The organism is Nonomuraea sp. NPDC049486, assembly GCF_040676925.1.
GTDB classification, from domain to species: domain Bacteria; phylum Actinomycetota; class Actinomycetes; order Streptosporangiales; family Streptosporangiaceae; genus Nonomuraea; species Nonomuraea ferruginea.
In genome coordinates, this window is the sequence record NZ_JBFAPV010000002.1 from 803,128 (window position 1) to 826,986 (window position 23,859).

20 protein-coding genes are annotated in these 23,859 nt (G+C 73.1%); 14 read left to right on the forward strand and 6 right to left on the reverse strand.

Annotation, left to right across the window (positions count from 1 at the left end; translation table 11 throughout):
- Positions 1-51 precede the first annotated feature (51 nt).
- Genes AB0K05_RS08620 through AB0K05_RS08630 form a run of 3 tightly spaced genes read left to right on the forward strand, consistent with a single transcriptional unit; the run spans position 52 to position 4,114 of the window.
- Positions 52-1,383 carry a cytosine permease gene (locus tag AB0K05_RS08620; protein ID WP_364227927.1) on the forward strand — a complete coding sequence of 444 codons (1,332 nt, stop codon included), beginning with the start codon at positions 52-54 and terminating at the stop codon, positions 1,381-1,383.
- A 29-nt stretch (positions 1,384-1,412) separates the two neighbouring features.
- Positions 1,413-3,005, forward strand: coding sequence for a hydantoinase/oxoprolinase family protein (locus tag AB0K05_RS08625; RefSeq protein ID WP_364227930.1), 1,593 nt, complete (start codon positions 1,413-1,415; stop codon positions 3,003-3,005).
- Positions 2,990-4,114 (forward strand): DUF917 domain-containing protein, encoded by a 1,125-nt coding sequence (locus tag AB0K05_RS08630; RefSeq protein WP_364227933.1) that lies wholly within the window; start codon positions 2,990-2,992, stop codon positions 4,112-4,114. Before AB0K05_RS08625 ends, AB0K05_RS08630 begins: the two co-directional genes overlap by 16 nt.
- Here the strand turns inward: AB0K05_RS08630 and AB0K05_RS08635 are convergent.
- The 3 genes from AB0K05_RS08635 to AB0K05_RS08645 all read right to left on the reverse strand — a co-directional run bounded on the left by AB0K05_RS08635 (position 4,111) and on the right by AB0K05_RS08645 (position 6,585).
- A complete protein-coding gene (locus AB0K05_RS08635) occupies positions 4,111-5,502 on the reverse strand; it encodes a PepSY domain-containing protein (RefSeq protein WP_364227936.1) in 1,392 nt (463 codons plus the stop codon). The two genes, AB0K05_RS08630 and AB0K05_RS08635, sit on opposite strands and share 4 nt — an antisense overlap.
- 138 nt (positions 5,503-5,640) lie before the next feature.
- The gene (locus tag AB0K05_RS08640) at positions 5,641-6,201 is read right to left on the reverse strand and encodes a hypothetical protein (RefSeq protein WP_271278567.1); all 561 of its coding nucleotides are present in this window, start codon (positions 6,199-6,201) and stop codon (positions 5,641-5,643) included.
- Between the two features lie 243 nt (positions 6,202-6,444).
- Positions 6,445-6,585 carry a hypothetical protein gene (locus tag AB0K05_RS08645; protein WP_364227939.1) on the reverse strand — a complete coding sequence of 47 codons (141 nt, stop codon included), beginning with the start codon at positions 6,583-6,585 and terminating at the stop codon, positions 6,445-6,447.
- 96 nt (positions 6,586-6,681) lie between these two features.
- Between AB0K05_RS08645 and AB0K05_RS08650 the strand changes: the two genes are divergently transcribed.
- The 3 genes from AB0K05_RS08650 to cobM are packed head-to-tail and all read left to right on the forward strand — an operon-like array spanning position 6,682 to position 7,994.
- Entirely contained in the window at positions 6,682-7,068 is a 387-nt protein-coding gene (locus AB0K05_RS08650; RefSeq protein ID WP_364227942.1) for a pyridoxamine 5'-phosphate oxidase family protein, read from the forward strand.
- The gene (locus AB0K05_RS08655; protein WP_364227945.1) at positions 7,065-7,247 is read left to right on the forward strand and encodes a hypothetical protein; all 183 of its coding nucleotides are present in this window, start codon (positions 7,065-7,067) and stop codon (positions 7,245-7,247) included. Before AB0K05_RS08650 ends, AB0K05_RS08655 begins: the two co-directional genes overlap by 4 nt.
- Before the next feature lie 3 nt (positions 7,248-7,250).
- Complete coding sequence (gene cobM, locus AB0K05_RS08660; RefSeq protein WP_364227948.1) at positions 7,251-7,994, forward strand: precorrin-4 C(11)-methyltransferase; 744 nt, start codon at positions 7,251-7,253, stop codon at positions 7,992-7,994.
- A gap of 239 nt (positions 7,995-8,233) precedes the next feature.
- Here cobM and AB0K05_RS08665 read toward each other — a convergent pair whose 3' ends face one another.
- The 3 genes from AB0K05_RS08665 to AB0K05_RS08675 form a co-directional block, all read right to left on the reverse strand.
- Positions 8,234-10,315 carry a histidine kinase gene (locus tag AB0K05_RS08665; RefSeq protein WP_364227951.1) on the reverse strand — a complete coding sequence of 694 codons (2,082 nt, stop codon included), beginning with the start codon at positions 10,313-10,315 and terminating at the stop codon, positions 8,234-8,236.
- Between the two features lie 124 nt (positions 10,316-10,439).
- On the reverse strand, positions 10,440-11,696 hold the full coding sequence (fmdA, locus tag AB0K05_RS08670) for a formamidase (protein WP_148032199.1): 1,257 nt from the start codon (positions 11,694-11,696) through the stop codon (positions 10,440-10,442).
- Positions 11,697-11,723: 27 nt separating this feature from the next.
- A complete protein-coding gene (locus AB0K05_RS08675) occupies positions 11,724-12,005 on the reverse strand; it encodes an FmdB family zinc ribbon protein (protein WP_364227955.1) in 282 nt (93 codons plus the stop codon).
- Positions 12,006-12,271: 266 nt separating this feature from the next.
- On the opposite strand from AB0K05_RS08675, the gene AB0K05_RS08680 reads away from it, so the two are divergent.
- From AB0K05_RS08680 to fdhA, 8 genes are all read left to right on the forward strand, one after another.
- Entirely contained in the window at positions 12,272-13,456 is a 1,185-nt protein-coding gene (locus AB0K05_RS08680; RefSeq protein ID WP_364227957.1) for a cysteine desulfurase family protein, read from the forward strand.
- 57 nt (positions 13,457-13,513) lie between these two features.
- Positions 13,514-16,690: a formate dehydrogenase gene (gene fdh, locus AB0K05_RS08685; RefSeq protein WP_364227960.1), complete on the forward strand. Its 3,177-nt coding sequence runs from the start codon at positions 13,514-13,516 to the stop codon at positions 16,688-16,690.
- A 4-nt stretch (positions 16,691-16,694) separates the two neighbouring features.
- Positions 16,695-17,471 (forward strand): 4Fe-4S dicluster domain-containing protein, encoded by a 777-nt coding sequence (locus AB0K05_RS08690; RefSeq protein ID WP_148034666.1) that lies wholly within the window; start codon positions 16,695-16,697, stop codon positions 17,469-17,471.
- The gene (nrfD, locus tag AB0K05_RS08695; RefSeq protein ID WP_364227963.1) at positions 17,468-18,379 is read left to right on the forward strand and encodes an NrfD/PsrC family molybdoenzyme membrane anchor subunit; all 912 of its coding nucleotides are present in this window, start codon (positions 17,468-17,470) and stop codon (positions 18,377-18,379) included. The genes AB0K05_RS08690 and nrfD overlap by 4 nt, the downstream gene beginning before the upstream one ends.
- 117 nt (positions 18,380-18,496) lie before the next feature.
- Positions 18,497-19,795 (forward strand): L-seryl-tRNA(Sec) selenium transferase, encoded by a 1,299-nt coding sequence (gene selA, locus AB0K05_RS08700; RefSeq protein WP_364227966.1) that lies wholly within the window; start codon positions 18,497-18,499, stop codon positions 19,793-19,795.
- A complete protein-coding gene (locus AB0K05_RS08705; protein WP_364227969.1) occupies positions 19,795-21,582 on the forward strand; it encodes a SelB C-terminal domain-containing protein in 1,788 nt (595 codons plus the stop codon). The genes selA and AB0K05_RS08705 overlap by 1 nt, the downstream gene beginning before the upstream one ends.
- 79 nt (positions 21,583-21,661) lie before the next feature.
- On the forward strand, positions 21,662-22,546 hold the full coding sequence (locus tag AB0K05_RS08710; RefSeq protein WP_148032194.1) for an MIP/aquaporin family protein: 885 nt from the start codon (positions 21,662-21,664) through the stop codon (positions 22,544-22,546).
- Between the two features lie 49 nt (positions 22,547-22,595).
- A complete protein-coding gene (fdhA, locus tag AB0K05_RS08715) occupies positions 22,596-23,816 on the forward strand; it encodes a formaldehyde dehydrogenase, glutathione-independent (protein ID WP_219548689.1) in 1,221 nt (406 codons plus the stop codon).
- The last annotated feature ends 43 nt before the right edge of the window (positions 23,817-23,859 follow it).

The following is a 23,859-nucleotide window of genomic DNA, read 5'->3' on the forward strand; positions in this document are numbered from 1 at the left end:
TTTATCTAACGTCGCGTTGTCGGTGTAGATCACTGCTGCGAAGGACACACGATGGCGCAACCCCCCGCATCCGTCGGCTTACCCGCCGACACCGGCCTGGCCCGTGACGACTACGCGCTCGAACGCGTCCCCGCCTCCGCCCGCTACGGCTGGACCACCATCGCCGTGCAGCGGTTCGGTCTGCTGTCGGCGCTGTCGCAGTTCCTGCTCGGCGCCACCCTCGGCATGGGCATGACCTTCTGGCAGGCCGTCCTGGCCGTCACCCTCGGCGCCGTCATCCTCGAGGTCGTCGCGATCGCGCTGGGCATCGCCGGCATGCGCGAGGGCCTGTCGACCAGCCTGCTGGCCCGCTGGGCCGGGTTCGGCCGCTACGGCTCCGGCCTGGTCGGCCTGGTGATCGCGGTCAGCCTGCTCGGCTGGTTCGGCGTGCAGACCGCCGTGCTCGCCCAGGGCGTCTCCTCCCTGCTCGGCGGCTCACCGGCGTGGATCTGGGCGATCGCCGGCGGCCTGGCGATCACCGCGATCGTCGTGCACGGCTTCGCGGGGATGGCCTGGACCGCGTGGATCACCGTCCCGGCCTTCCTGGCGCTGGCGGGCTGGGCCATCGGCGTGGAGCTCGCCGAACGGCCGCTCGGCGAGCTGATCGCCTCCCAGCCCGCGGGGCCGGCGATGAGCCTGGCCCAGGGCGCCACCCTGGTCGCCGGCGGGTTCATCGTCGGCGCCGTCATCTCGCCCGACATGTGCCGCTTCAACCGCAACGCCGCCGACGTCGTCAAGCAGACCATCCTGGGCATCTCGCTCGGCGAGTACGTGCTCGCCCTGGTCGGCGTCCTGCTCGCGCACGCGCTGCGCACCGGCGACGTGGTCACCATCGTCACCACCACCTCCGGCACCGTCGGCGTGCTCGTGCTGATCACCGCCACCGCCAAGGTCAACGACTGGAACCTGTACGCCGCCAGCCTGGGCGTCACCAACACCCTGCACACCGCGTTCGGGGTGAAGGCCGGGCGCGCCGCCGTCACCGTGGTGCTGGGGATCGTCGGCACCGCGCTGGCCGCCCTCGGCATGGCAGACCACCTGGTGGACTTCCTGGTCCTGCTGGGGGTGGCCATCCCGCCCATCGCCGGGATCATGGTCGCCGAGTACTTCGTGGTGCGCACCTGGCGCGCCGACCTCGACAGCTCGCGCGAGCGCGGAGAGCTGCCCGCCCACGCGCCCGGGTGGATCCCGGCCGCGCTGGTCGCCTGGGTGGCCGCCGCGCTGATCGGCCACTTCGTCGCCGCGGGCATCCCGGCGCTCAACGCCCTGCTGGCGGCCTTCGTCCTGTACGCGGTCGCCGGCCGGCTCGGCCTGACCGGCGCGGCCCGGCCGTCGACGTCATGACCCGGATCCCCGGGAAGGAGCACGCGGCTGTGCGCATAGGGATCGACGTGGGCGGCACCCATACCGACGCCGTCCTCCTGGACCAGGACATGAACGTCGTGGCCGGCATCAAGACGGCCACCACGGCCGACGTCACCGGCGGCGTCGTCACGGCGCTGTCCACGCTGCTGGAAGGCAGCCGTCTCGATCGCGGCCGGATCTCCGCCGTCATGATCGGCACCACCCACTTCACCAACGCCCTCGTCACCCGCCGCCGGCTGGCCCGCACCGGCGTGGTCCGGCTCGCGCTGCCCGCCACCGCCGCGCTGCCGCCCACCTCCGCCTGGCCGGCCGAGCTGGTCGACGCCGTCCGCCCGGTGGTGCGTCTGTGCCACGGCGGCCACGAGTTCGACGGCCGGCCCATCTCCCCGCTCGATCCCGACGAGCTCAAGCGGGTCGCCGCCGACCTGGCCGCCCACGACATCACCACCGTGGCGATCAGCTCCGTCTTCTCCCCGGTCACCGCCGAGGCCGAGCTGGCCGCCGCCGACATCCTGCGCGCCGAGCTGCCCCACCTGCGTGTCAGCCTCTCCCACCAGATCGGCCGCATCCGCATGCTGGAACGGGAGAACGCCACCGTCGTCAACGCCTGCCTGCTCGACCTGGCCGACGAGATCGTCGACGCGTTCGCCGCCGCGCTGGCCGCCGTCGGCGTGCGCGCCCCGCTGTTCCTGTCGCAGAACGACGGCACGCTCATGGACGCCGAGTACACCCGCCGCTACCCGGTCAGGACGTTCGCCAGCGGCCCCACCAACAGCATGCGCGGCGCCGCGTTCCTGGCCGGGCTGGCCGACGCCGCGGTGGTCGACATCGGCGGCACCACCACCGACGTCGGCGTGCTGACCGGTGGCTACCCCCGCCAGGCCGGCACCGACGTCGACATCGCCGGGGTGCGCACCAACTTCCGCATGCCGGACGTGGTCTCCGTCGGCCTGGGCGGCGGCAGCCGCGTCACCCGGCGGCCGGAGCTGCGGATCGGCCCCGACTCGGTCGGCTACCAGCTGACCGAGCAGGCGCTGGTCTTCGGCGGCCGTACCCTGACCGCCACGGATCTCGCCGTCGCCGCCGGGCTGGCCGAGGTCGGCGATCGCTCGCTGGTGCGCGGCCTGGACCGTGACCTCGTCCGGCGCGGCGCCGCCTGGATGGCGGACCGGGTGGCCGGACTGGTGGATCAGATGCGGCTGAGCGCCGAGCCGCTGCCGGTCGTCATCGTCGGCGGCGGCGCCGTCCTCATGCCCGCCGAGCTCCCCGGCGTGCCCGAGGTGCGCATCCCCGGCCACCACGGCGTCGCCAACGCCATCGGCGCCGCCATCGGGCAGATCGGCGGCGAGGTCGACCGGCTGTTCCTCATCGGCTCCAAGCTGACCCGCGACGACGTGCTGGACCAGGCCCGCGCCGAGGCGACCGACCTGGCCGTCTCAGCCGGGGCGGTGCCCTCCAGCGTCGAGATCGTCCACGTCGACGAGATCCACGTGAACTACCTGCCGGGCAACGCCGTCCGTGTCATCGTGCGCGCCGTCGGCGACCTGGACCTCGGCCGCGCCCGTACTCCCGAGGAGGATCCGCAGTGGGCTACGACCTGACCCCGCAGGGCCTGCACGACCTGGCCGAAGGCGCCGCGGTGCTGGGCACCGGAGGCGGCGGCGACCCGTACATCGGCCGGCTCCTGGTGGAGCGGGAGATGGCCGCCGGTCGCAGGGTGCGCGTCATCGGCGCCGACGAGCTGCCCGACGACGCGCTGGTGCTGCCGTCGTCGATGATGGGGGCGCCGACCGTGTTCGTGGAGAAGCTGCCCTCCGGCGGCGGCAACGTGGCCGCCTTCCGCGCTCTGGAAGAGCACCTCGGCCGCCGGGCGCACGCCGTCATGCCGACCGAGTGCGGCGGGCTCAACAGCATGATCCCGCTGATGCTCGGCGCCCAGCTCGGCCTGCCCGTGGTCGACGCCGACGGCATGGGCCGCGCCTTCCCCGAACTGCAGATGCAGACCTTCGGCGTGCTGGGCGTGTCCGGCTCGCCCATGGCCATCGCCTCCGACCACGGCGATGTCTGCGTCATCACCGCCGGCGACAACAAGCGCATGGAACAGCTGGCCAGGGCGCTGACCATCCAGATGGGCGGCGCCTCCTACATCAGCGACTACCCCATGGACACCGCCGAGGTCCGCCGTACCTCCGTGCACGGCACGCTGTCGCTGTGCCGCGACATCGGCCGCACGCTGCGCGAGGCCCGCGCCGCGCACGCCGACCCCTTCGACGCGCTCACCGCCATGCTCGCCGGCACCATCTACAGCCTGGGTGTCGTGCTGTTCCGCGGCAAGGTCGTGGACGTCGAGCGCCGCACCGTCGACGGTTTCGCCCGCGGCAGGGCCCGCCTGCGGGCCGCGGACGATCCCGGCGACGTCCTGGAGATCACCTTCCAGAACGAGCACCTCGTCGCCCGCCGGGACGGTCGCGTCCTCGCCATCGTCCCCGACTTGATCTGCACCCTGGCCACCGAGACCGGCGCGCCCGTCCCCACCGAGTCGCTCGCCTACGGCCAGCGGCTGACCGTGTTCGCCATCTCCACGCCGCCGATCATGCGTACGCCGGACGCGCTGGCCTGTTTCGGCCCGGCAGGCTTCGGCCTGACCGACCCGTACGTCCCGCTGGAGAACCTCCTGCCCGGAAGCCTCGCGAAGACCCCCGCACCCTAGGCGCCTTCCTGCTGGGTCGCGCGGGCACGCAGGCCCAGCAGGACATCGACGGCCAGGAAGGCGAGCAGCGACAGGCCCATCAGGGGCAGGAACCAGCCCACAGCCACGACGAGGAGGATCAGCGGTACGAGGACCGCCCAGCCCAGCCGGTGCGAGCCGCCGCGCGGATACGGCTCGCCGAAACCGCGCGTGGGACGACGCTGCCACCACATCCGGTACCCGAGCACGATGAGCGTGATCGCCCCGGCGGCGAGCAGCATCAGCACGATCTGGTTGGCCAGGCCGAACAGCAGGCCCATGTGCCCGTCGATGCCCCACTGGGTGAGCTTGGCGGCGAGGTTGTAGTCGCTGAAGCGCAGCACGGCGGTGACCTGACCGGAGCCGGCGTCGACGGCGACCTGGTCGAGGCGCTGCGGAACCGTCTTGTCGATCTCCTTGATCACGTAGGGTGCGCCCGGCTCGGCGGGCCACACGATCTCCAGCGGGCCCGACAGGCCTTCGCCCGCCCCGGCCCGGGCGACCTGATCGACGCTCACGGCCGTGCCGCCGTGCCGGTGGACCCCCTCACCGGCATGGGCGGCGTGGTCGCCGGAGGACGTGGTGACCGCCGGCGTGGTCCAGCCGAGCGCGGTACGCACCTCGCCGACGTTCTCCCCGGCGTACATGGACCAGGTCAGGCCGGTCGCCGACAGGAAGAGCAGGCCCAGCACCGCCCACAGGCCGACGGAGCCGTGCCAGGACAGGCGCCGGCGCGCTCCCGGCAACGACCGGTCGGGCGCGAGCAGGCCGCGCAGGCGGCGGGTGCTGCGGCGCCTGGTGACCCAGAGCGTCAGGCCGCCCAGGGCGACGACCCACAACCAGCTGGCCGCCAGCTCGCTGTAGAGCCGCCCCGGCTCGCCCAGGTGCAGGTGACGGTGGAGGTTGGAGATCCAGGCGCGGACCGGGAGCGCGCCCGAGCCGCCGTAGCTGTCCAGGGTGCCGCGCACCTGACCCGTGTACGGATCGACGAAGACGGCCAGCTGAGTGCTTTCCGGCAGGCCGGGCACGTCCATCAGGACGCGGGTGCTCGCGTCCGCCGCTTCCGGGGTGCGCACCGCGGTGACCTTCCCGTCAGGACGCGCGGCCTGCGCGGCGGCGACCTGCTGGCTCAGCGGCAGACGCTGCTCGCCGACGGGAACGGTCAGCTCGTGGCGGTGCGCGACCTGCTCGATCTGGAAGGAGGCGGCGTACAGCAGGCCGGTGGAGGCGGCGACGAGCAGGAAGGGAGCGATGAGGATCCCGGCGTAGAAGTGCAGGCGAAGGATCAGCGGCTTGAGCGCGGTCCAGGCCGACGCCCGGCGGGGGGACGGGTCGGGGCCGGCGGTGGGGCGGGTGTCAGTAGAGGTCACGAGAGTCTCCGTTACGGGCGCGCGCCACGACAGGTGCGTGCCGCCGCGAGATGAGGTGTTCGTCCGCGCGTCGGCGCGGCAGGGAGACGGGGGTGGCGGCAGCGGCCGGCCACGACCGTGAAGCGGGCTACGGCCCGATCAGAGAGCGGCAGCCAACAAGGGAGGCCCGCGGCGGCGCAGGCTGGAGGCCAGCAGGAGCCGCAGCCGGGCATGCTCGTGATGCGCCAGAGGGCGGCGCGGCAGGCGTGCGGTGACCGGCGAGACGGCGAGCAGCAGGCCGGCCCAGAGCACGCTCAGCGACGTGACGGCCAGGTGCGCGATCATGGCCAGGGCGGTCTCGCCGCGTTCCAGCCACCACGACGACAGCAGAGCCACCGCCACATGGACCAGGACCATGCCCACCCCGGTGCCGCCGTGGGCGTGGGCGAGGGGGACGGCGGACGCCTCGGCGCCGGCGCTGAACAGGTGGTGCACGCAGTACTGGGCGGCGAAGCACGCGGCGAGCAGCGCGCCCCGGCCGTGCTGGCGGGCACCGATGGCGTAGGCTCCGCCCCAGGTCAGCCCCACCGCCGCGGCCAGGAACCCGGGCCGTACGGCCGCGCCCCCGGCCAGCACGTGCACGACGGCCGACACCAGCACGCAGACCACGGCGAACACCGTGGCACGCGACGCACGCAGGAAGGGCCGGCCGACATGCACCCGCACATCGTTCCCTGGGGGCACACCGCCGACACCCCGGAACCCGTCCGGCGTGGTGCTCGGCGAGGATGTCGCAGGCCGCGGGATCGCCTGCCGTGAACCTTTCACCCGCGGCGAGAGGACTCCGTGCCGAGACGCGCGTCCTCAGTCTTGGGGCGGGGCGCGGCGCAGGAGGTACGTGTCCATGATCCAGCCCTTGCGGGCCCGGGCCTCGGCGCGGAGCTCGCGGATGCGGTCGCCCACTTAAGTCACCGGCATCTCGTCGGGCGTGCCCCGATAGACGGCGAAGTCGTCGAGGCCGGTGAAGGAGCAGTGGGCGTCCAGCATGACGACCGTGTCGTCGGCGGTGGGGCCTTCCGCGGCCAGGCGGCGTAGCCGCTTCACCCGTAGGAGTGTAGGCACTGGTGAGCGGATGAACGCGACCGGACCATGCCAGAAGCGTCGATATACGATGTTGGTCGCCATCGCCTGAGGAGGGTCGTGAATCTGGTCGAGCAGGGGGACGGTTTCGCCGCGTTCTGGCAGGAGCGGCATCTGTGCACGCTCGCCACCGCGCGTCCCGGCGGGCCCCCGCACGTGGTGCCGGTGGGCGCGACCCTGGATCTGGAGACCGCCACCGCCCGGGTGATCACCTCGGGGTCCTCGTACAAGGCCCGGCTCATCGGCGAGGCCGGCGCGCTCGTGGCGCTGTGCCAGGTGGACGGCCGCCGCTGGTCCACGCTGGAGGGCCGGGCCGTGGTGCGGACCGAGCCGGAGTGGGTGGCCGACGCCGAACGCCGCTACGCCGCCCGCTACAAGCCGCCTCGCCCGAACCCGTCCAGGGTCGTCCTGGAGATCGAGGTCACCCGCGTGCTGGGCAACGTGTGATCACCGTCGTCGGCGTCGGCGCGGACGGCCGGGACGGACTGCCCGCCGACTCGCGGCGCACGGTGGAGGCGGCGGAGGTGCTCATGGGCGCCCCCAGGCAGCTCGATCTCGTCCCCGCCTCCGCGGCTGAGCGGGGCCGCGATGCCGGTGACCGTGTGGTCGGTCATCAGGAAGGATGAGCCGTGACCGTCTACTTCATCGGGGCAGGCCCGGGGGCCGCCGACCTGATCACGCTGCGCGGCCTGCGGCGGCTCCAGACGTCGCCGGTGTGCCTGTACGCGGGCTCGCTGGTGCCGCGCGAGCTGCTCGACTCGTGCCCGGTCGGCGCACGGCTGGTGAACACGGCGGACCTGACGCTCGACGAGATCGTCGCGGAGCTGGTCGCCGCGCACCGGGCCGGACTCGACGTGGCGCGGCTGCACTCCGGCGATCCGTCGGTGTTCAGCGCCGTGGCCGAGCAGATGCGCCGCCTGGACGCGCTGGAGGTGCCGTACGACGTGGTGCCGGGGGTGCCGGCCTTCGCCGCGGCGGCCGCCGCGCTGGGCAGGGAGCTCACCGTCCCCGGCGTCGGCCAGACGATCATCCTGACCCGCACGTCGGCCAGGGCGACGCCGATGCCCGACGGCGAGGACCTGTCCACGCTCGGGGCGAGCGGGGCGACGATGGTGCTCCATCTGGCCGTGCAGCGGATCGACGCCGTGGTGGCGGAGCTGCTGCCCTCGTACGGGCCGGACTGCCCGGTGGCGGTGGTGGCGCGGGCGAGCAGGGCGGACGAGGTGATCCTGCGCGGGACGCTGGCGGACATCGCCGGGCAGGTACACGAGGCCGGGATCCGCCGCACGGCGGTGATCGTCGTCGGGCGGGTGCTGTCGGCGTCGGAGTTCCCCGACAGCCACCTCTACAGCGCGAACCGGGCCAGGACGTGAGGCGGATCCTCATCCTGGGCGGCACGGCGGAGGCGCGGGCCCGCGACAGAGGACACGGGCACCGGCCCGACCTGCCGGAAGAGCTGGTGGCGCGGGTGCCTACTACGCCTTCGCCTGGGACATGCTGCCCAGGAAGCTGGACGAGCAGAGCGCGGCGCTGCTGGACAACCTCGACGCCGCGAAGGTCTTCGGCGGCACCCCGGTGAGTGCGCGCTGATCAACCCTTGAGGTGGTCGCGCTCACCAGCGAGGCTTCACGCCTGCCTCACCGACGTCAGAGGGCTTGGGGAGCGGGAACGTGGCCTCCACCTGCGTCCCCGGCCCGGTCAGAGGCGCCTGGGTGATCCGGCAGGTGCCGCCCAGCTCCGCGGCGCGCTCGCGCATCGAGGCGAAGCCGACGCCGGAGCGCTGGTGGCCGGTGAGCCCTTTGCCGTCGTCGCGCACCCGTACGACCAGCGCGTGTTCCGAGCAGGCCAGCGTGACGATGATCCGGGTGGCGTCGGCGTGCTTGCGCACGTTGGTCAGCGCCTCCTGCGCGATCCGATACGCCGCCACCTCCACGGCAGCCGGCAGGTCGCGGGTCTCGCCCTCCACCTCGACCTGGACGGGCGGGCCGGGCTCCGCGGCGAGCGCGCGCACCGCCCCGAGCAGACCCAGGTCATCCAGGCTGGGCGGGCGCAGGCCGTAGACCAGCTCGCGGACCTCCTGGCTGACCGAGTCCATGCTGCCGCGCAGGTCCCGCAGCATCCGGTCGGCGGTGGACGGCACCTCGCGCAGGCGCAGCTGGGCCATGGTCAGGGACATCGACATGTTGGTGAGCGCCTGGCCGAGGCCGTCGTGCAGGTCGCGGCGGAGCCTGCGCCGCTCCTCCTCACGGGCGTTCAGGATGTTCTCCCTGGAGCGTTGCAGGTCGGCCGTCATCAGTACGGCGTGCGCGACGTCGGCGACGTGGACGGTCGCCGTGCTGATCAGCCGTTCGGTGTAGGCGGCGGAGAAACGGCGCGGCCCTGGCGGCCCGATCAGCATCCGGCCCACCGGCTCGCCGTGCCACACCAGCGGCACGGCCCGCGGGTCCGGACCGATCGTCCCCAGCTCCACCCGCATGCCCGCGGCGCCGGCCTCGGTGCCGGCCTCTGTGCCGGCCTCTGTGCCGACCTCGACGACGACGCCGGTCACGCCCAGGCCGTCGTGCACCACGGCCGTGACGGCGGCCAGCGCGTTCACCGGCTCGGTCTCGCCGACCTCGCGCGCCAGTCTCCTGGCCAGTTCCTCCGGCTGGCCGTGCCTGCCGTACAGCATCACGTCGGTGAGGCGGCGCAGACGCGTGCGCAGCGGCTGGAAGAACACGCCCGTCACCAGCGCGGCGGCCAGCCCCGCCACCTGGTCGTAGCCCGACACCAGCAGCGCGGCCAGGGCGCCGGTGCCGAAGTAGGCCCCGCCGACCGCGGCGATCAGGCCGGTCGCGATGACGGTCCGGCTGATGACGGTGTCGATGCCGTACAGCCGGTACTGCAGCACCGCGAACGCGATCGTCACCGGAAGCAGCCCGGTCCAGATCGTCGCAGGCAGCCAATAGGCCTCGCCGAGCAGCACGAACACCGTGTAGACGACGAACGCGCTCAGCGGCCAGGCGATCTGCCTGCGCGCCGCCGGGGACGCGTGCCGCAGCCGTACCAGCAGGGAGATCAGGGCGAGCACCACACACGCGTTGATCAGCAGAGTCAGCGAGCGCGTCAGCACCCCCTGGTAGGGAGCCAGGGCCTCGATCGCCAGCGGATTCGGGATGACCTCCGGCCAGCGGTAGGTGCTCGCGGGCGGCGTCGGCCGCGCGATGGTGCGCACGCCCTCGACGACGGTCGCGGCCACACCGGTGATCGCCACCGGCAGCCAGCGGCGGGAGGGCAGGCGATCGTCCGGTGAGAGCAGCGGCGTCAGGATCCCCAGCGCGCAGGCCCCGACGATCCAGCCCACGACGGCCAGGATGCGCAGCCATCCGGCGCTCTCCAGGTCGCCGGCCGACGCCTGCGCGAACTGCAGCCCGGTCACCATCACGTTGACCGCGCAGCCGAGGCCGCCGGCACACATCAGCCAGGCCAGCTTCAGACGGGGACGGTGCGCGATCAGGAATGCGCCGATCAGCGGGAACGTCAGGCCCGCGCCGTGGTCGGGCGCCAGGGGCGGCCACGGCGACCACTCCTCGGGCAGCGATAACTGGATCGCGGTGCCGGCCACGGTCAGCGACACCGACAGCACGGCCAGCACGACGGACACCCACGCCCGCACCCGGCCCGCGCCCGGCGCGCCGCCCCCGTCTGCCTTCACTGCTCGCATCCCCTGCCCCGCGGAACTCTCAGCGCCCGTCGGCGAACCGACCAGGCGTCCGCGAGCATCAGCGTAGAACGCTATCCGGCGCGCATGGCCGCTGACCAGGCACGTGCCCGGCGGTTCAGGCGAAGGCGGCGTGCGGTGCGCTGGTGCCCTCCGGCACGCGGACCGGCCCGGACGCGCTGGGCCGGACGTCGACGTCGAAGATCGCGGTCGGCAGGTACACGGTGGCGCAGGAGTTGGGGATGTCCACCACCCCCGACAGCCGGCCCTCGATCGGGGCGGCGCCGAGCAGCAGGTATGCCTGCTCGGGGCTGTAGCCGAACGTCGTCAGGTAGTCGATCGCGTGCAGGCAGGCCCGCTGGTAGGCCAGTTGCGAGTCGAGGTAGCGCTGCTCGCCGTCCAGCGTGACGGAGATCCCGGAGAACGCCAGCCACTCGCTGTACTGGGGGGCGGTGCGGCCCGGCATGAAGATGGTGTTCTCGCCGACGCGGTACGTCCGCATGCCGTCCTTGATGAGGTCGACGTGCAGGTCGACGAAGCCGCCCATCTCGATGGCGCCGCAGAAGGTGATCTCGCCGTCGCCCTGGGAGAAGTGCAGGTCGCCGAGCGACAGGTTCGCCCCGGGCACGAACACCGGATAGAAGACGCGGGAGCCCTGGGTGAGGTTCTTGATGTCCTGGTTGCCGCCGTTCTCCCGGGGCGGCGCGGTGCGGGCGGCCTCGCCGGCGATCCTGTCGAACGCGGACGAGGACACCGATCCGAGGATGGCGTCCTGCGGCTCCGGTGGCAGGGCCAGCGCCGGCACTCTCGCCGGGTCGGTGGCGATCAGCGCGCCCTCCCGCTGGTTCCACTTCGCCAGCAGCTCCGCCGACGGCGCGGTGCCCATGAGCCCGATGTGGGTGATGCCGGTGAACGACACCGCCGGGATGTGGCGCGAGGTGGCTTCCTGTCCGCGGAAGTCCCAGATCGCCTTGTAGGCGTCGGGGAACTGGTCGGTGAGGAACGAGCCGCCGTTCTTCTTGGCGAAGATGCCGGTGTAACCCCAGCCCTGGCCCGCCAGGGGGCCGCTGTCCTCCTGGGGGATGGGTCCCACGTCGAGGATGTCCACGATCAGCAGGTCGCCCGGCTCGGCTCCCTCCACCGCGAACGGGCCGCTGAGCGCGTGCACCTTCGTCAGCGGGGCGTCACGGATGTCCTCGGCGGAGTCGTCGTTGTGGATCGCGCCGTCGAACCACTCCCGGCAGTGGACCCGGAAGCTGTCGCCCGGTTTGACCCGCGCCACCGGCGGGATCTCGGGATGCCAGCGGTTGTGACCGATCTTGGCCTGGTCGGTGAACTTCTTGGTCGAGTCGAGCGGGAAGATCAGCTCTGGCACGGCTGGATCCTTTCGGCACAGGGACGGTCACGGACGCGGCAGGCGACCGGTGGCGGGATGGACGGGCACCGCGGCCGGGGCGCGGCGCGGCGGCAGGGACGTGACGACCTCGGGCTCGGAGGCGCTGCGCTCCGCCCGCCGCAACCGGGCCGCCAGGGCGGCCGGAGTGCGCGCCAGCATCGGCGCCGAGAACATCCGCGTCGAGGTCGCGCCGCAGTCCGGGCACCGCACCGCGGCGGGTGCGGTGCCGATCGGAAAGGCGACCTCGATGTCGCGACAATGCGGACAGCGATAGCCGTATGTCGCCATAGAAGGTGCCCCCCGCGTTTTCGAACAAAAGCCCCAGGCCACGACGTCTTATCGACGTGACCTGGGGAAACAACCTCAGAAACGGATATACGCAACTTAACGTGTGAATGAGCTGCAATCGATCGCACTTCTGCCAAGCTTGCTCGCGGAGTAAGGCAGGTCGCCGAATACCTAGGCAAAACCCATGCCACGTACCTCCCGTATGTTCATGGCTGATCGACGGGAGTACGTTGCGGAGCCGCGCCTGGTGAGAGCAAGATCGGTACGTGAGCGAGAACGACGGGGCCCAGGCGCATCCCGCGCTGGCCGGTGGCGCGCTGTACCTGGATTACAACGCCACCACCCCGGTCGACCCCGAGGCGCTGCGGGCGGCGCTGCCCTACCTGACGACGCACTTCGGCAACCCCTCCAGCGGCCATTCCTACGCCGGTGAGCCGCGCCGGGCCGTGGAGCGCGCCCGCGGCCAGGTGGCCGGACTGCTCGGCGCCCAACCCGGTGAGATCGTGTTCACGAGCGGCGGGTCCGAAGCCGACACGCTGGCCGTCCGCGGCGCCGCCCTCGGCTCCCCGGGGCGGCAGGTCGTCACCCTGGCCACCGAGCATCCGGCGGTGCTGCGCTCCTGCGAGAGCCTGCGCGCGGACGGGTTCACCGTGACGCGGGTGCCGGTGGACCCGCACGGCCGCGTCGACCCGGACGTGCTCCGCGCCGCCGTCCAGGAGCGGCAGACCGCCCTGGTCTCGATCGCCTACGGCAACAGCGAGACCGGCACCCTGCAGCCGATCGCCGAGCTGGCCGCCGTCGCGCACGAGTCGGGGGCCCTGTTCCACACGGACGCCGCGCAGGCCGCCGGGAAGGTGCCCCTCGACGTGTCCGCCCTCGGCGTGGACCTGCTGACGATGGCCGGTCACAAGATGTACGCGCCCAAGGGCGTGGGCGCCCTCTACGTGCGCTCCGGCACCCGGCTCCATCCGCTCATCCACGGCGGCGGCCAGGAGGGCGGGCTGCGGGCCGGCACGGAGAACGTCGCCCTGGTCGCCGCCCTCGGCAGGGCCGCCGAGCTGGCCCGGCTCGAACTGCCCGGCAGCGCCGTACGGCTGGCCGCCCTGCGCGACCTGTTGCACGCCGAACTGGAGGCCCGGTTGCCCGGCCGGGTCCACCTCAACGGTCACCCGGCCGAACGGCTGCCGGGGACGCTGAACGTGAGCATCGACGGCGTCGGAGGCCGGGCCCTGCTGGCCGCGGTCCCCGGCATCGCCGCCGCCACCGGATCGGCCTGCCACGAAGGCGTCGACGCCCCCTCGCCCGTGCTGCTCGCCATGGGCCTGCCGGCCGGGCGGGCGTCCGAGGCGGTGCGGCTGTCCCTGGGCCGGTGGAGCACCGAGCGGGAGGTGCGGCGGGCGGCGCAATTGATCGCCGACGCGGCGCGTGAGACGTCACGTCCGCGGACGTGACCGGTCCGTCCGAGAGTCGCTGGAATACGCTCCCCGAAACCGGGCATGGATCGCACCATGGCAGGAAGGGGATGGCCGGCCCGCTGGCCGGTGATCCGGCAGCTCAGAGGCCAGGACGGCAGAGGCGACGCGGCACGGTCGCGCCGCACCGACGCCCTGCGCCCGCGCACCGAGGACGCCGCCACGGTGGCCCGGTCCATCTGCCCCTACTGCGCGGTCGGCTGCGGCCAGCTCGTCTACGTCGAGGGCGGCAAGGTCACCCAGATCGAGGGCGACCCCGACTCCCCGATCTCCCGGGGACGGCTCTGCCCCAAGGGGGCGGCCAGCAAGCAGCTCGTCACCCATCCGGGACGCCAGACCCAGGTGCTCTACCGCAGGCCGTACGGCACCGGCTGGGAGCGGCTCGACCTGGACACCGCGATGGAGATGATCGCCGACCGGGTGGTGCGCACCCGGCGGGAGACCTGGGAGGAGACCCACGAGGGCAAGGTCGTGCGCCGCACGATGGGCATCGCCAGTCTGGGCGGGGCGACGCTCGACAACGAAGAGAACTACCTGATGAAGAAGCTCTACACCGCCCTCGGCGCCATCCAGGTGGAGAACCAGGCGCGTATTTGACACTCCTCCACCGTCCCCGGTCTGGGGACCAGCTTCGGGCGTGGCGGCGCGACGACCTTCCAGCAGGATCTGGCGGAGGCGGACTGCATCGTCATCCAGGGCTCCAACATGGCCGAGTGCCACCCCGTCGGGTTCCAGTGGGTGATGGAGGCCAAGGCGCGCGGGGCGAAGGTCTTCCACGTGGACCCGCGGTTCACGCGTACCAGCGCGCTGGCCGACCGGCACCTGCCGATCCGCGCGGGCAGCGACATCGTGCTGCTCGGCGCGCTGATCAACCACGTGCTGGAGAACGAGCTGGACTTCCGGGAGTACGTGCTGGCGTACACCAACGCCGCCTCCCTCGTGTCCGAGGACTTCCGCGACACCGAGGACCTCGACGGCCTGTTTTCCGGCTGGGACCCGGAGACGGCCACGTACGACCCGAGGAACTGGGCGTACGAGTCCACGCCTGAGGGCCACCCATCCGAGCAGGCGGAGGGCGGAGCCCGGCACGCCAAGACGGCTGGACCGGACACCTACGGCGCGCGCGGGGCCGGCGCGCACCCCAGGCCGCCCACGGACCCGACGCTGACCCACCCGCGCTGCGTCTACCAGATCGTGAAGCGGCACTTCGCCCGCTACACCCCGGAGCTGGTCGAACAGCTCTGCGGCATCCCGCGTGACGACTTCACCGAACTGGCCGAGGCCATCACCGCGAACTCCGGCCGCGAGCGCACCACCGCCTGGGTCTACTCCGTCGGCTGGACCCAGCACAGCGTCGGCGCGCAGTACATCCGCACGGCCTCGATCCTGCAGCTCCTGCTGGGCAACATGGGACGGCCTGGCGGCGGCATCCTGGCGCTGCGCGGCCACGCCAGCATTCAGGGCTCGACCGACATCCCGACGCTGTTCAACCTCCTGCCGGGCTACCTGGACATGCCGGACGCCGGGCGGCACGAAGGCCTGGACCACTACCTGGAGCTGGAGGGCGGCAGCACGGGCTTCTGGGGCAACCGGCGCGCCTACCTGGTGAGCCTGCTGAAGGCGTGGTGGGGCGAGGCCGCCACCGAGGAGAACGACTTCTGCTTCGGCCACCTGCCGCGCATGACCGGCGACCACGGCCACTACACCACCGTGATGAACCAGATCGACGGCACGGTGAAGGGCTACTTCGTGGTGGGGGAGAACCCCGTGGTCGGCTCCTCCGGCGGCCGGGCGCAGCGCCTCGGCCTGGCGAACCTCGACTGGCTCGTGGTCCGTGACCTGGCCCTGGTGGAGACCGCCACGTTCTGGCTGGACGGCCCGGAGCTGGAGACGGGCGAACTGCGCACCGAGGACATCGGCACCGAGGTGTTCTTCCTGCCCGCCGCGAGCCACGTGGAGAAGGAGGGCACGTTCACCAACACCCAGCGGCTCCTCCAGTGGCGGGAGAAGGCGGTCGACCCGTCCGGCGACTGCCGCAGCGAGCTGTGGTTCTACTACCACCTCGGCAAGCTCATCAGGCGGCGGCTGACCGACGACGAGATCGACCGGCCGGTGCGCGAGCTGACCTGGGACTATCCGGAGCTCGGCGTGCACGGAGAGCCCTCGGCCGCGGCCGTGCTCCGCGAGATCAACGGGGTCGGCCCCGACGGGCGGGCGCTGTCGTCCACCAGCCAGCTCCGCGCCGACGGCTCCACGACCTGCGGCTGCTGGATCTACTGCGGGGTGTACGCCGACGAGGTCAACCAGGCCGCCCGCCGCCGACCCCGCCGGGAACAGACCGCGGTGGCGCCCGAATGGGGCTGGGCGTGGCCGGCCAACCGGCGCATCCTGTACAACCGGGCCTCCGCCGATCCCGAGGGCCGCCCGTGGAGCGAGCGCAAGGCGTACGTGTGGTGGGACGCCGAGCGCGGCGAGTGGACCGGCCACGACGTGCCCGACTGCGAGATCGGCAAGCCGCCCGGTTACGTGCCGCCCGAGGGCGCCTTCGCCCAGGACGCGCTCGCCGGGACCGACCCGTTCATCATGCAGTCCGACGGCAAGGGCTGGCTGTACGTGCCGCTCGGGCTCGTCGACGGCCCGCTGCCCGCCCACTACGAGCCGCACGAGTCTCCGGTCGCCAACCCCCTGTACGCCCAGCAGGCCAACCCGGCACGCCACACCTACAACCGGCCGGAGAGCCCGTACAACGCGCCGGACGGACGCTTCCCCTACGTGCTGACGACGTACAGGCTGACCGAGCACCACACGGCGGGCGCGATGAGCCGGCCGCTGGCCTACCTCGCCGAGCTGCAGCCGGAGCTGTTCTGCGAGGTGTCGCCGCGGCTCGCCGCCGAAGCGGGGCTGACCAACGGCGGCTGGGCCACGATCGTGACCAGCCGTGCCGTGGTGGAGGCCAGGGTGCTGGTCACCGGGCGGATGCGGCCGCTGCGCCTCGGGGGCGTGATCGTCCACCAGGTCGGCCTGCCGTACCACTGGGGGTGGGGCGGAGGCGGCCTGGTCACCGGTGACGTCACCAACGACCTGACGCCGCTGGTCCTCGATCCGAACGTCTACATCCAGGAAGGCAAGGCGATGACCTGTGACGTGCGGCCGGGGCGCCGGCCCAGGGGCCCGGCGGCGCTCGACCTGCTGGAGAGGTACCGCCGTGGCTGAGCGGATGGGGTTCTTCACCGACACGAGCGTGTGCATCGGCTGCAAGGCGTGCGAGGTGGCCTGCAAGGAGTGGAACCAGATCCCCGACGACGGCTTCGTCTTCGAGGCCACCTCCTACGACAACACCGGCATGCTGGGGGCGAGCACCTGGCGGCACGTCGCGTTCATCGAGCAGTCACGGCCGGTGGCCGTCGGCGGTGACGAGGGCGTGGACCGGTGGCTGATGTCCTCCGACGTGTGCAAGCACTGCACGCGCGCCGCCTGCCTGGACGTGTGCCCGACCGGGGCGCTGTTCCGGACCGAGTTCGACACGGTGGTGGTGCAGGCCGACATCTGCAACGGGTGCGGCTACTGCGTGCCCGCCTGCCCGTACGGCGTGATCGACCGGCGGGAGGGCGACGGGCGGGCCTGGAAGTGCACGATGTGCTACGACCGCCAGCGCGGCGGCCTCGAACCCGCCTGTTCCAAGGCGTGCCCCACCGACTCGATCCAGTTCGGCCCGCTCGACGAGCTGCGGGAGCGCGCCGAGCAGCGGGTGGCCCGGCTGCGCGCCGACGGGAACGAGCAGGCCCGCCTGTACGGGGAGAGCCCCGATGACGGGGTGGGCGGGACGGGGGCGTTCTTCCTGCTGCTGGACGAGCCCGAGGTGTACGGCCTGCCGCCGGACCCGGTGGTGACCACCCGCGACCTGCCCGCCATGTGGGGCTGGGCGGGCGCGGCCGCGCTGTCGGCGGCCGGCGCCGTGGCTCTGGCGTTCCTGCGTACGGGGGAGCGGCGGTGAGGCGGGAACGGGCCATGGTGCCGGAGGCGGAGTTCCGGTCCTACTACGGCCGCCCGGTGATCAAGCCGCCCATCTGGCATGAACCCCACATGCCGACATATCTGTATCTGGGAGGTGTGTCGGGAATATCGTCCTCGATGGCCGTGATGGCCCGGCTGACCGGCCGGACCCGCCTCGACCGCACCGCCCGCGTCGCGGCGGCGGCCGGGGCGGCCCTGGGCGCCGGGCTGCTCTCCGCCGAGCTGGGCAGGCCCGAACGGTTCCTCAACATGTTCCGCGTCTTCAAGCTCACCTCGCCGATGAGCGTCGGCTCGTGGATCCTCGCCGCGCACGGCGGGCTGTCGGCCGCCGCCCTGGCCGGTGACCTGACCGGCATCCTGCCGGCCGCCGGTGACGCGGCGCTGCTGGCCACCGCGGTGACCGGGCCGCTGACCGCCACCTACACCGCCGTCCTGGTCGCCGACACCGCCGTGCCCGCCTGGCACGAGGCGTACCGGGAGCTGCCGTTCCTGTTCGCGGGCAGCGCGATGGCCGCCGCCGGGGCGGCCGGGATGCTCGGCACGCCGCCGGCCCACGCCGGTCCCGCCCGCGCGGTGGCCGCGCTCGGGGCGGGCGTGGAGACGGTCGCGGGGCAGCTGATGGAGCGCCGGCTCGGGTTCCTGGGGGAGCCGTACCAGGTGGGACGGGCGGGCCGGCTCATGCGCGCCGCGCGCGTCCTGACGGCCGGCGGCGGGCTGCTCGCCGTGGTCGCCGGACGCAGCCGCGCACTCAACGCCGTGTCCGGCCTCGCCCTCACGGCGGGCTCGCTGTGCACCCGCTTCGGCATCCTCGCGGCGGGCCGCGCCTCCGCCGCCGACCCCAAGTACACCGTCGTCCCCCAACGCCGGCGCCTCGACGAGGCCTCCTGAAGCCGGATCCCGGCCGGGCGCGCCGGGTCGCCGGATGGCCCTCACCGATTTTCAGGAGGCCGAGGTCCTCGGCCCGGCGGGTTCGATTCCCGCCCGCTTCCGCTTATGTTCGGGAATATGGATCGACGCAGGCGGGTGCCACGCACCGACGCCGTGCTCGCCGACTCGCGCCTGGTGGAGGCGGGCGGGCGGCTGGGCCGGTCGGTGGTCAAGGCCGCGGTGGCGGCGGCGCAGGAGCGGGCCCGGCAGGGCGAGATCGCCCCCGAGGAGGTGGCCGACGCGGCGGTGACGGCGCTCCCGGCCCGCGCGGCGAGCCTGCGTCCGGTCGTCAACGCCACCGGCGTGCTGATCCACACCAACCTCGGCCGGGCGCCGCTGTCGGCGGCGGCCGTCGAGGCGATGACCGCCGCCGCCGGGTCCGCCGACGTGGAGTTCGACCTGGCGACGGGCGCCCGGTCGCGGCGGGGCCGGGGCACGCTGGAGGCGCTCGCCGGCGCCGTGCCGGTGGCGCAGGACGTGCACGTCGTGAACAACAACGCCGCCGCCCTCGTCCTGGTCGCCACCGCGCTCGCCGCCGGGCGGGAGATCGTGATCAGCCGGGGCGAGCTGGTCGAGATCGGCGACGGGTTCCGCATCCCCGACCTGCTCGCCTCCACCGGGGCGCGGTTGCGCGAGGTGGGCACCACCAACCGCACCTCCGTCCGCGACTACGCCGACGCGGTGGGGCCGGCGACGGGGTTCGTGCTCAAGGTCCACCCGTCGAACTTCCGGATCGAGGGCTTCACCGGCTCGGCCGAGGTGCCGGAGCTGACCGGGCTCGGCGTGCCCGTCGTGGTGGACATCGGCTCCGGCCTGCTGGCCCGTGAGCCGCTGCTGCCCGCAGAACCCGACGCCGCCACCATGATCGAGGCGGGCGCTGACCTGGTGACGGCCAGCGGCGACAAACTGCTCGGCGGGCCGCAGGCGGGCCTCCTGCTGGGCCGGTGCGACCTGGTCGAACGCTGCCGCCGGCACCCGCTCGCCCGCGCGCTGCGGGTCGACAAGCTCACGCTCGCCGCGCTGGAGGCGACGCTGCGCGGTCCCGTCCCGCCGGTCCGGCGGGCGCTGCACGCCGATCCGGCCGTGCTGGAGAGGCGCGCCGCCGCCCTGGCCGGTCGCCTGGCCGGCGCCGGGATCGACGCCCTGGTGGTGCCGAGCGAGGCCGCCGTCGGCGGCGGCGGCGCGCCCGGCGTGCTGCTGCCGAGCGCGGCCGTGAGCCTGCCCGAACGGTTCGCCGTCCCGCTGCGGACGGGCGATCCGCCGGTCGTCGGCCGGATCGAGGGCGCTCAGCTGCTGCTGGACCTGCGTGCCGTCCCGCCCGAACGCGACGACGACGTGGCGCGCGCGGTGCTGGCGGTCGCGGAGGTGGTGGGCTGATGCACGTCGTGGCCACCGCGGGTCACGTCGACCACGGCAAGTCCACCCTGGTACGGGCACTCACCGGCATGGAACCAGACCGGCTGGACGAGGAACGCCGGCGCGGCCTCACCATCGAGCTCGGGTACGCGTGGACGGACCTCCCATCCGGAGAGCCGCTCGCGTTCGTGGACGTCCCAGGTCATGAGCGGTTCCTCGGCACGATGCTCGCGGGGGTCGGGCCCGTACCGGCCGTGGTGTTCGTGGTGGCGGCCGACGAGGGGTGGATGCCGCAGTCGGAGGAGCACCTGGTGGCCCTGGAGGCCCTCGGGGTACGGCACTGCCTGCTGGTGGTGACCCGCTCGGACCTCGCCGACCCGGCCCCGGCGATCGAGCGGTCCCGCGCCCGCCTGGACGAGGCACTCGGGAAGCCGGGCGGTGGGGTGGCGGCGGTCGCCGTGAGCGGGCGCACCGGTCAGGGGCTGGACGAACTGCGGCGGGCGCTGGACCGGCTGGTGGCCGGGCTGCCCCGGCCGGATCCGGGGGCGGCGGTCCGGTTGTGGATCGACCGGACGTTCAGCGTGACCGGCAGTGGGACGGTGGTGACCGGGACGCTGCCCGCCGGGACGGTGTCGGTGGGCGACGAGCTGCTGCTCGACGGCGAGCCGGTGCGGGTCAGGGGCCTGGAGTCGTTGAAGCGGACGCGGGACACGGTGTCCGGGGTCGCCCGGGTGGCGGTCAACCTGCGCGGGCAGGACCTCCCCGAGCGCGGGCAGGCGCTCGTCGCACCGGGCGGGTGGACGTACACGGAGTCGGTGGACGTACGCGTCGCGCCCGTCGGGGCGCAGCCGCAAGAGGATCCCGGCCTACCTCGGCGGCTGACCGTCCACGTGGGGTCGGCGGCCGTGACGGCCGAGGCGCGGCACCTCGGCGGCCGCTTCGTACGGCTGCGCCTGGACCGGCCGGTGCCGCTGCATCTCGGCGACGTGCTGCTGCTGCGCGACCCCGGGCGTGACCGGTCCGAGGTGCGGGTGCTCGCCGGGGCGGCCGTCCTCGACGTGCGCCCCCGGGCCCTGCGCGGCCGGGGCGCCGGCAGAGAGCGAGCCGCCCAGCTGGAAACGGCCCTCCCCAAGCCCGACCCCGCCGGGCTCGACGCGGCGTTCGCGTTGCGGGTGCATCGGCTGCTGCGGGCCGCCGACCTGCGGGCCATGGGGCCGGCGCCCGAGGTTCCCGGGGTGGCGGGGGAGTGGCACGCCGATCCGGACTACTGGGAGGAGTCGCGGAGGCGGCTGGGCGAGGCGGCGCGGCGGTACGCGGAGCGCAATCCCCTGGAGCCGGCCATGCCGGTCGAGGCGGCCCGGCGCGCGCTGGGGCTGCCGGATCGGCGGCTGGTCGCGGCGCTGGTAGGGCCGCCGCTCACCCTCGCCGGCGGGCGGATCGTGGCGAGGCCGGCGGGGCTGCCGGGGCCGGTCGCGCTGGCGGTGGAGCGGGTGCAGCGGGAGCTGGCGGCGCGGCCGTTCCAGGCGCCGGAGGCGGGGCGGCTGGCCGAGCTGGGGCTGGGCCCGAAGGAGCTGGCGGCGGCCGTGCGGGCGGGGAGCCTGCTGCGGGTGGGCGAGGGGATCGTGCTGCTGCCGGGAGCCGACGGGCGGGCGGCCGAGGTGCTCAGCCGGCTGCCGCAGCCGTTCACGGTCAGCCAGGCCAGACGCGCGCTCGGCACCACCCGCCGGGTCGCCGTGCCGCTGCTCGAACACCTCGACAGGGCCGGTCTCACCGAGCGGCTGGACGAGGTGCGCCGCCGCTGCGGATGACTCCGCTTAGGGGCCTGGACCTGGGTATATATATTGGGAAATCAGGGGGATTGTGAACCATCGTCATCTGGGGGTTGCGATGGTCGGAGACCTTCCACGGCGGCTCGTCGCGGAAGCCATCGGGACAATGCTGCTGGTGATCTTCGGTCCGGGATCCGTGGTGGCCGCGTTGCTCATGGGCAACGGTGAACTTTCCTACGCCGCGCTCGGCTTCATCTCGTTGTCGTTCGCCGTGGTCGTCGCGCTCGTCATCTACGCCTTCGGCACCACGTCGGGCGCGCACATCAACCCGGCCGTCACCCTCGCCCTGGCGGCGGGCCGCAGGTTCCCGTGGGCGGAGGTGCCACCGTACATCGTGGCGCAGCTCATCGGGGCGTTCGCCGGCGGTCTGCTCATCGTGGGCGGCTTCGGCCGCCGGGCCGCCGACCTGGGCACCGGGCTCACCGCTCTCGGTGAGGGCGTGAGCTATGGGCAGGGCATCCTGCTGGAGGTGATGGGCACGTTCCTGCTGATGCTCACCATCATGGCGATGGCCGTGGACCGCCGGGCGCCGAGCGGCTGGGCGGGGTGGATCATCGGCATGGCCGTCGCCTGCGAGATCTTCGTGATCGGCCCCATGACGGGCGGCTCCGTCAACCCCGCCCGCACCTTCGGCCCGTACCTGACGACGAGCGTGTTCGGCGGTGACACGCCATGGTCGGAGTTCGGCGTCTACATCATCGGCCCGGTCGTCGGAGCCGTACTCGCCGTGCTCGTGTACGACCAGGTGGCGCGCCCGGCGCGCGAGCTGCCCGAGGCGGCCGAGCAGGGGACCGCCGGGGAGATCACCGGCACCCGGCGGCCGGGTGACGAGGAGGACCTCGCGCGGGACGTCCCGGTGGCCCGGAGCTCTCGCGACGACCTGGTACGCGACCGCCCGGCGCACGGCCCACGCCGCCGCCCCGGCCCCGGGGGTGATCGATGACCACGTGACCACCCGCCATTCGCACCCCGTACAAGGGAGAGGGCACGTCATGTCAGGTAACAGAGGAGTCTCCTACGAGGGCCCCGGCAAGGTCGAGGTACGCGTGACCGACTATCCCGACTACGAACTCAAGGACGGTCCGGGCGTCAACCCGGCCAACGTGGGCCGCAAACTGCCCCACGCGGCGATACTCAAGTCGGTCGCGACCAACATCTGCGGAAGCGACCAGCACATGGTCCGAGGCCGTACCACGGCCCCGACGGGCCTCATCCTCGGTCACGAGATCACCGGCGAGGTGGTCGACACCGGCCCCGACGTCGAGTACGTCAAGAACGGCGACCTCGTGTCCGTGCCGTTCAACATCTCCTGCGGCCGCTGCCGCAACTGTAAGGAACGCAAGACCGGCATCTGCGAGAACGTCAACCCGGACCGGCCCGGCTCCGCCTACGGCTACGTCGACATGGGCGGCTGGGTGGGCGGCCAGGCGGAGTACGTCCTGGTGCCGTACGCCGACTGGAACCTGCTGAAGTTCCCGGACAAGGACCAGGCGATGGAGAAGATGCTCGACCTGGCCATGCTCTCGGACATCTTCCCGACGGGGTTCCACGGCTGTGTGAGCGCCGGGGTGGGGCCGGGCTCGACCGTCTACATCGCCGGGGCCGGACCGGTCGGGCTCGCCGCGGCGAGTTCGGCGTTCCTGCTCGGCGCCGCCGTCGTCATCGTCGGCGACCTGAACAAGGACCGTCTGGAGCAGGCCAGGAGCTTCGGCTGCGAGACCGTCAACGTGGCCGAGGGCGAGCCGAAGGACCAGATCGAGCAGATCCTCGGCGAGCCCGAGGTGGACTGCGCCGTGGACGCCGTCGGCTTCGAGGCCCGCGGCCACGGCAAGGAGGCGGAGAAGGAGCAGCCCGCGACCGTGCTCAACACGGTGATGGACGTCACCCGGGCGGGTGGCGCGCTCGGCATCCCGGGACTCTACGTGACCGGTGACCCCGGCGCGGCGGACGAGGCGGCCAAGCAGGGCTCGCTGTCGATCCAGATCGGTCTCGGCTGGGCCAAGTCGCTCAGTTTCGTCACCGGCCAGTGCCCGGTCATGCGGTACAACCGCCAGCTCATGCAGGCGATCCTGCATGACCGCGTGCAGATCGCCAAGGCGGTCAACGCCACCCCGATCTCGCTGGACGACGCCCCGCGCGGCTACCACGAGTTCGACGAGGGCGCGGCGCGCAAGTACGTGATCGACCCGCACGGCATGCTCGCGTCCAGGTGACCATGCGCCGCGAGCGGCGCGAGCCGTCGCTCGCGGTCCCCCG

Bases quoted from the DNA above. Each gene is read 5' to 3' on its own strand.
- AB0K05_RS08620 (WP_364227927.1), top strand. From the start codon at position 52: ATGGCGCAACCCCCCGCATCCGTCGGCTTACCCGCCGACACCGGCCTG.
- AB0K05_RS08675 (WP_364227955.1), bottom strand. From the start codon at position 12,005: ATGGCGACATACGGCTATCGCTGTCCGCATTGTCGCGACATCGAGGTC.
- AB0K05_RS08690 (WP_148034666.1), top strand. From the start codon at position 16,695: ATGGGGTTCTTCACCGACACGAGCGTGTGCATCGGCTGCAAGGCGTGC.
- selA (WP_364227966.1), top strand. From the start codon at position 18,497: ATGGATCGACGCAGGCGGGTGCCACGCACCGACGCCGTGCTCGCCGAC.
- AB0K05_RS08705 (WP_364227969.1), top strand. From the start codon at position 19,795: ATGCACGTCGTGGCCACCGCGGGTCACGTCGACCACGGCAAGTCCACC.
- AB0K05_RS08710 (WP_148032194.1), top strand. From the start codon at position 21,662: ATGGTCGGAGACCTTCCACGGCGGCTCGTCGCGGAAGCCATCGGGACA.
- fdhA (WP_219548689.1), top strand. From the start codon at position 22,596: ATGTCAGGTAACAGAGGAGTCTCCTACGAGGGCCCCGGCAAGGTCGAG.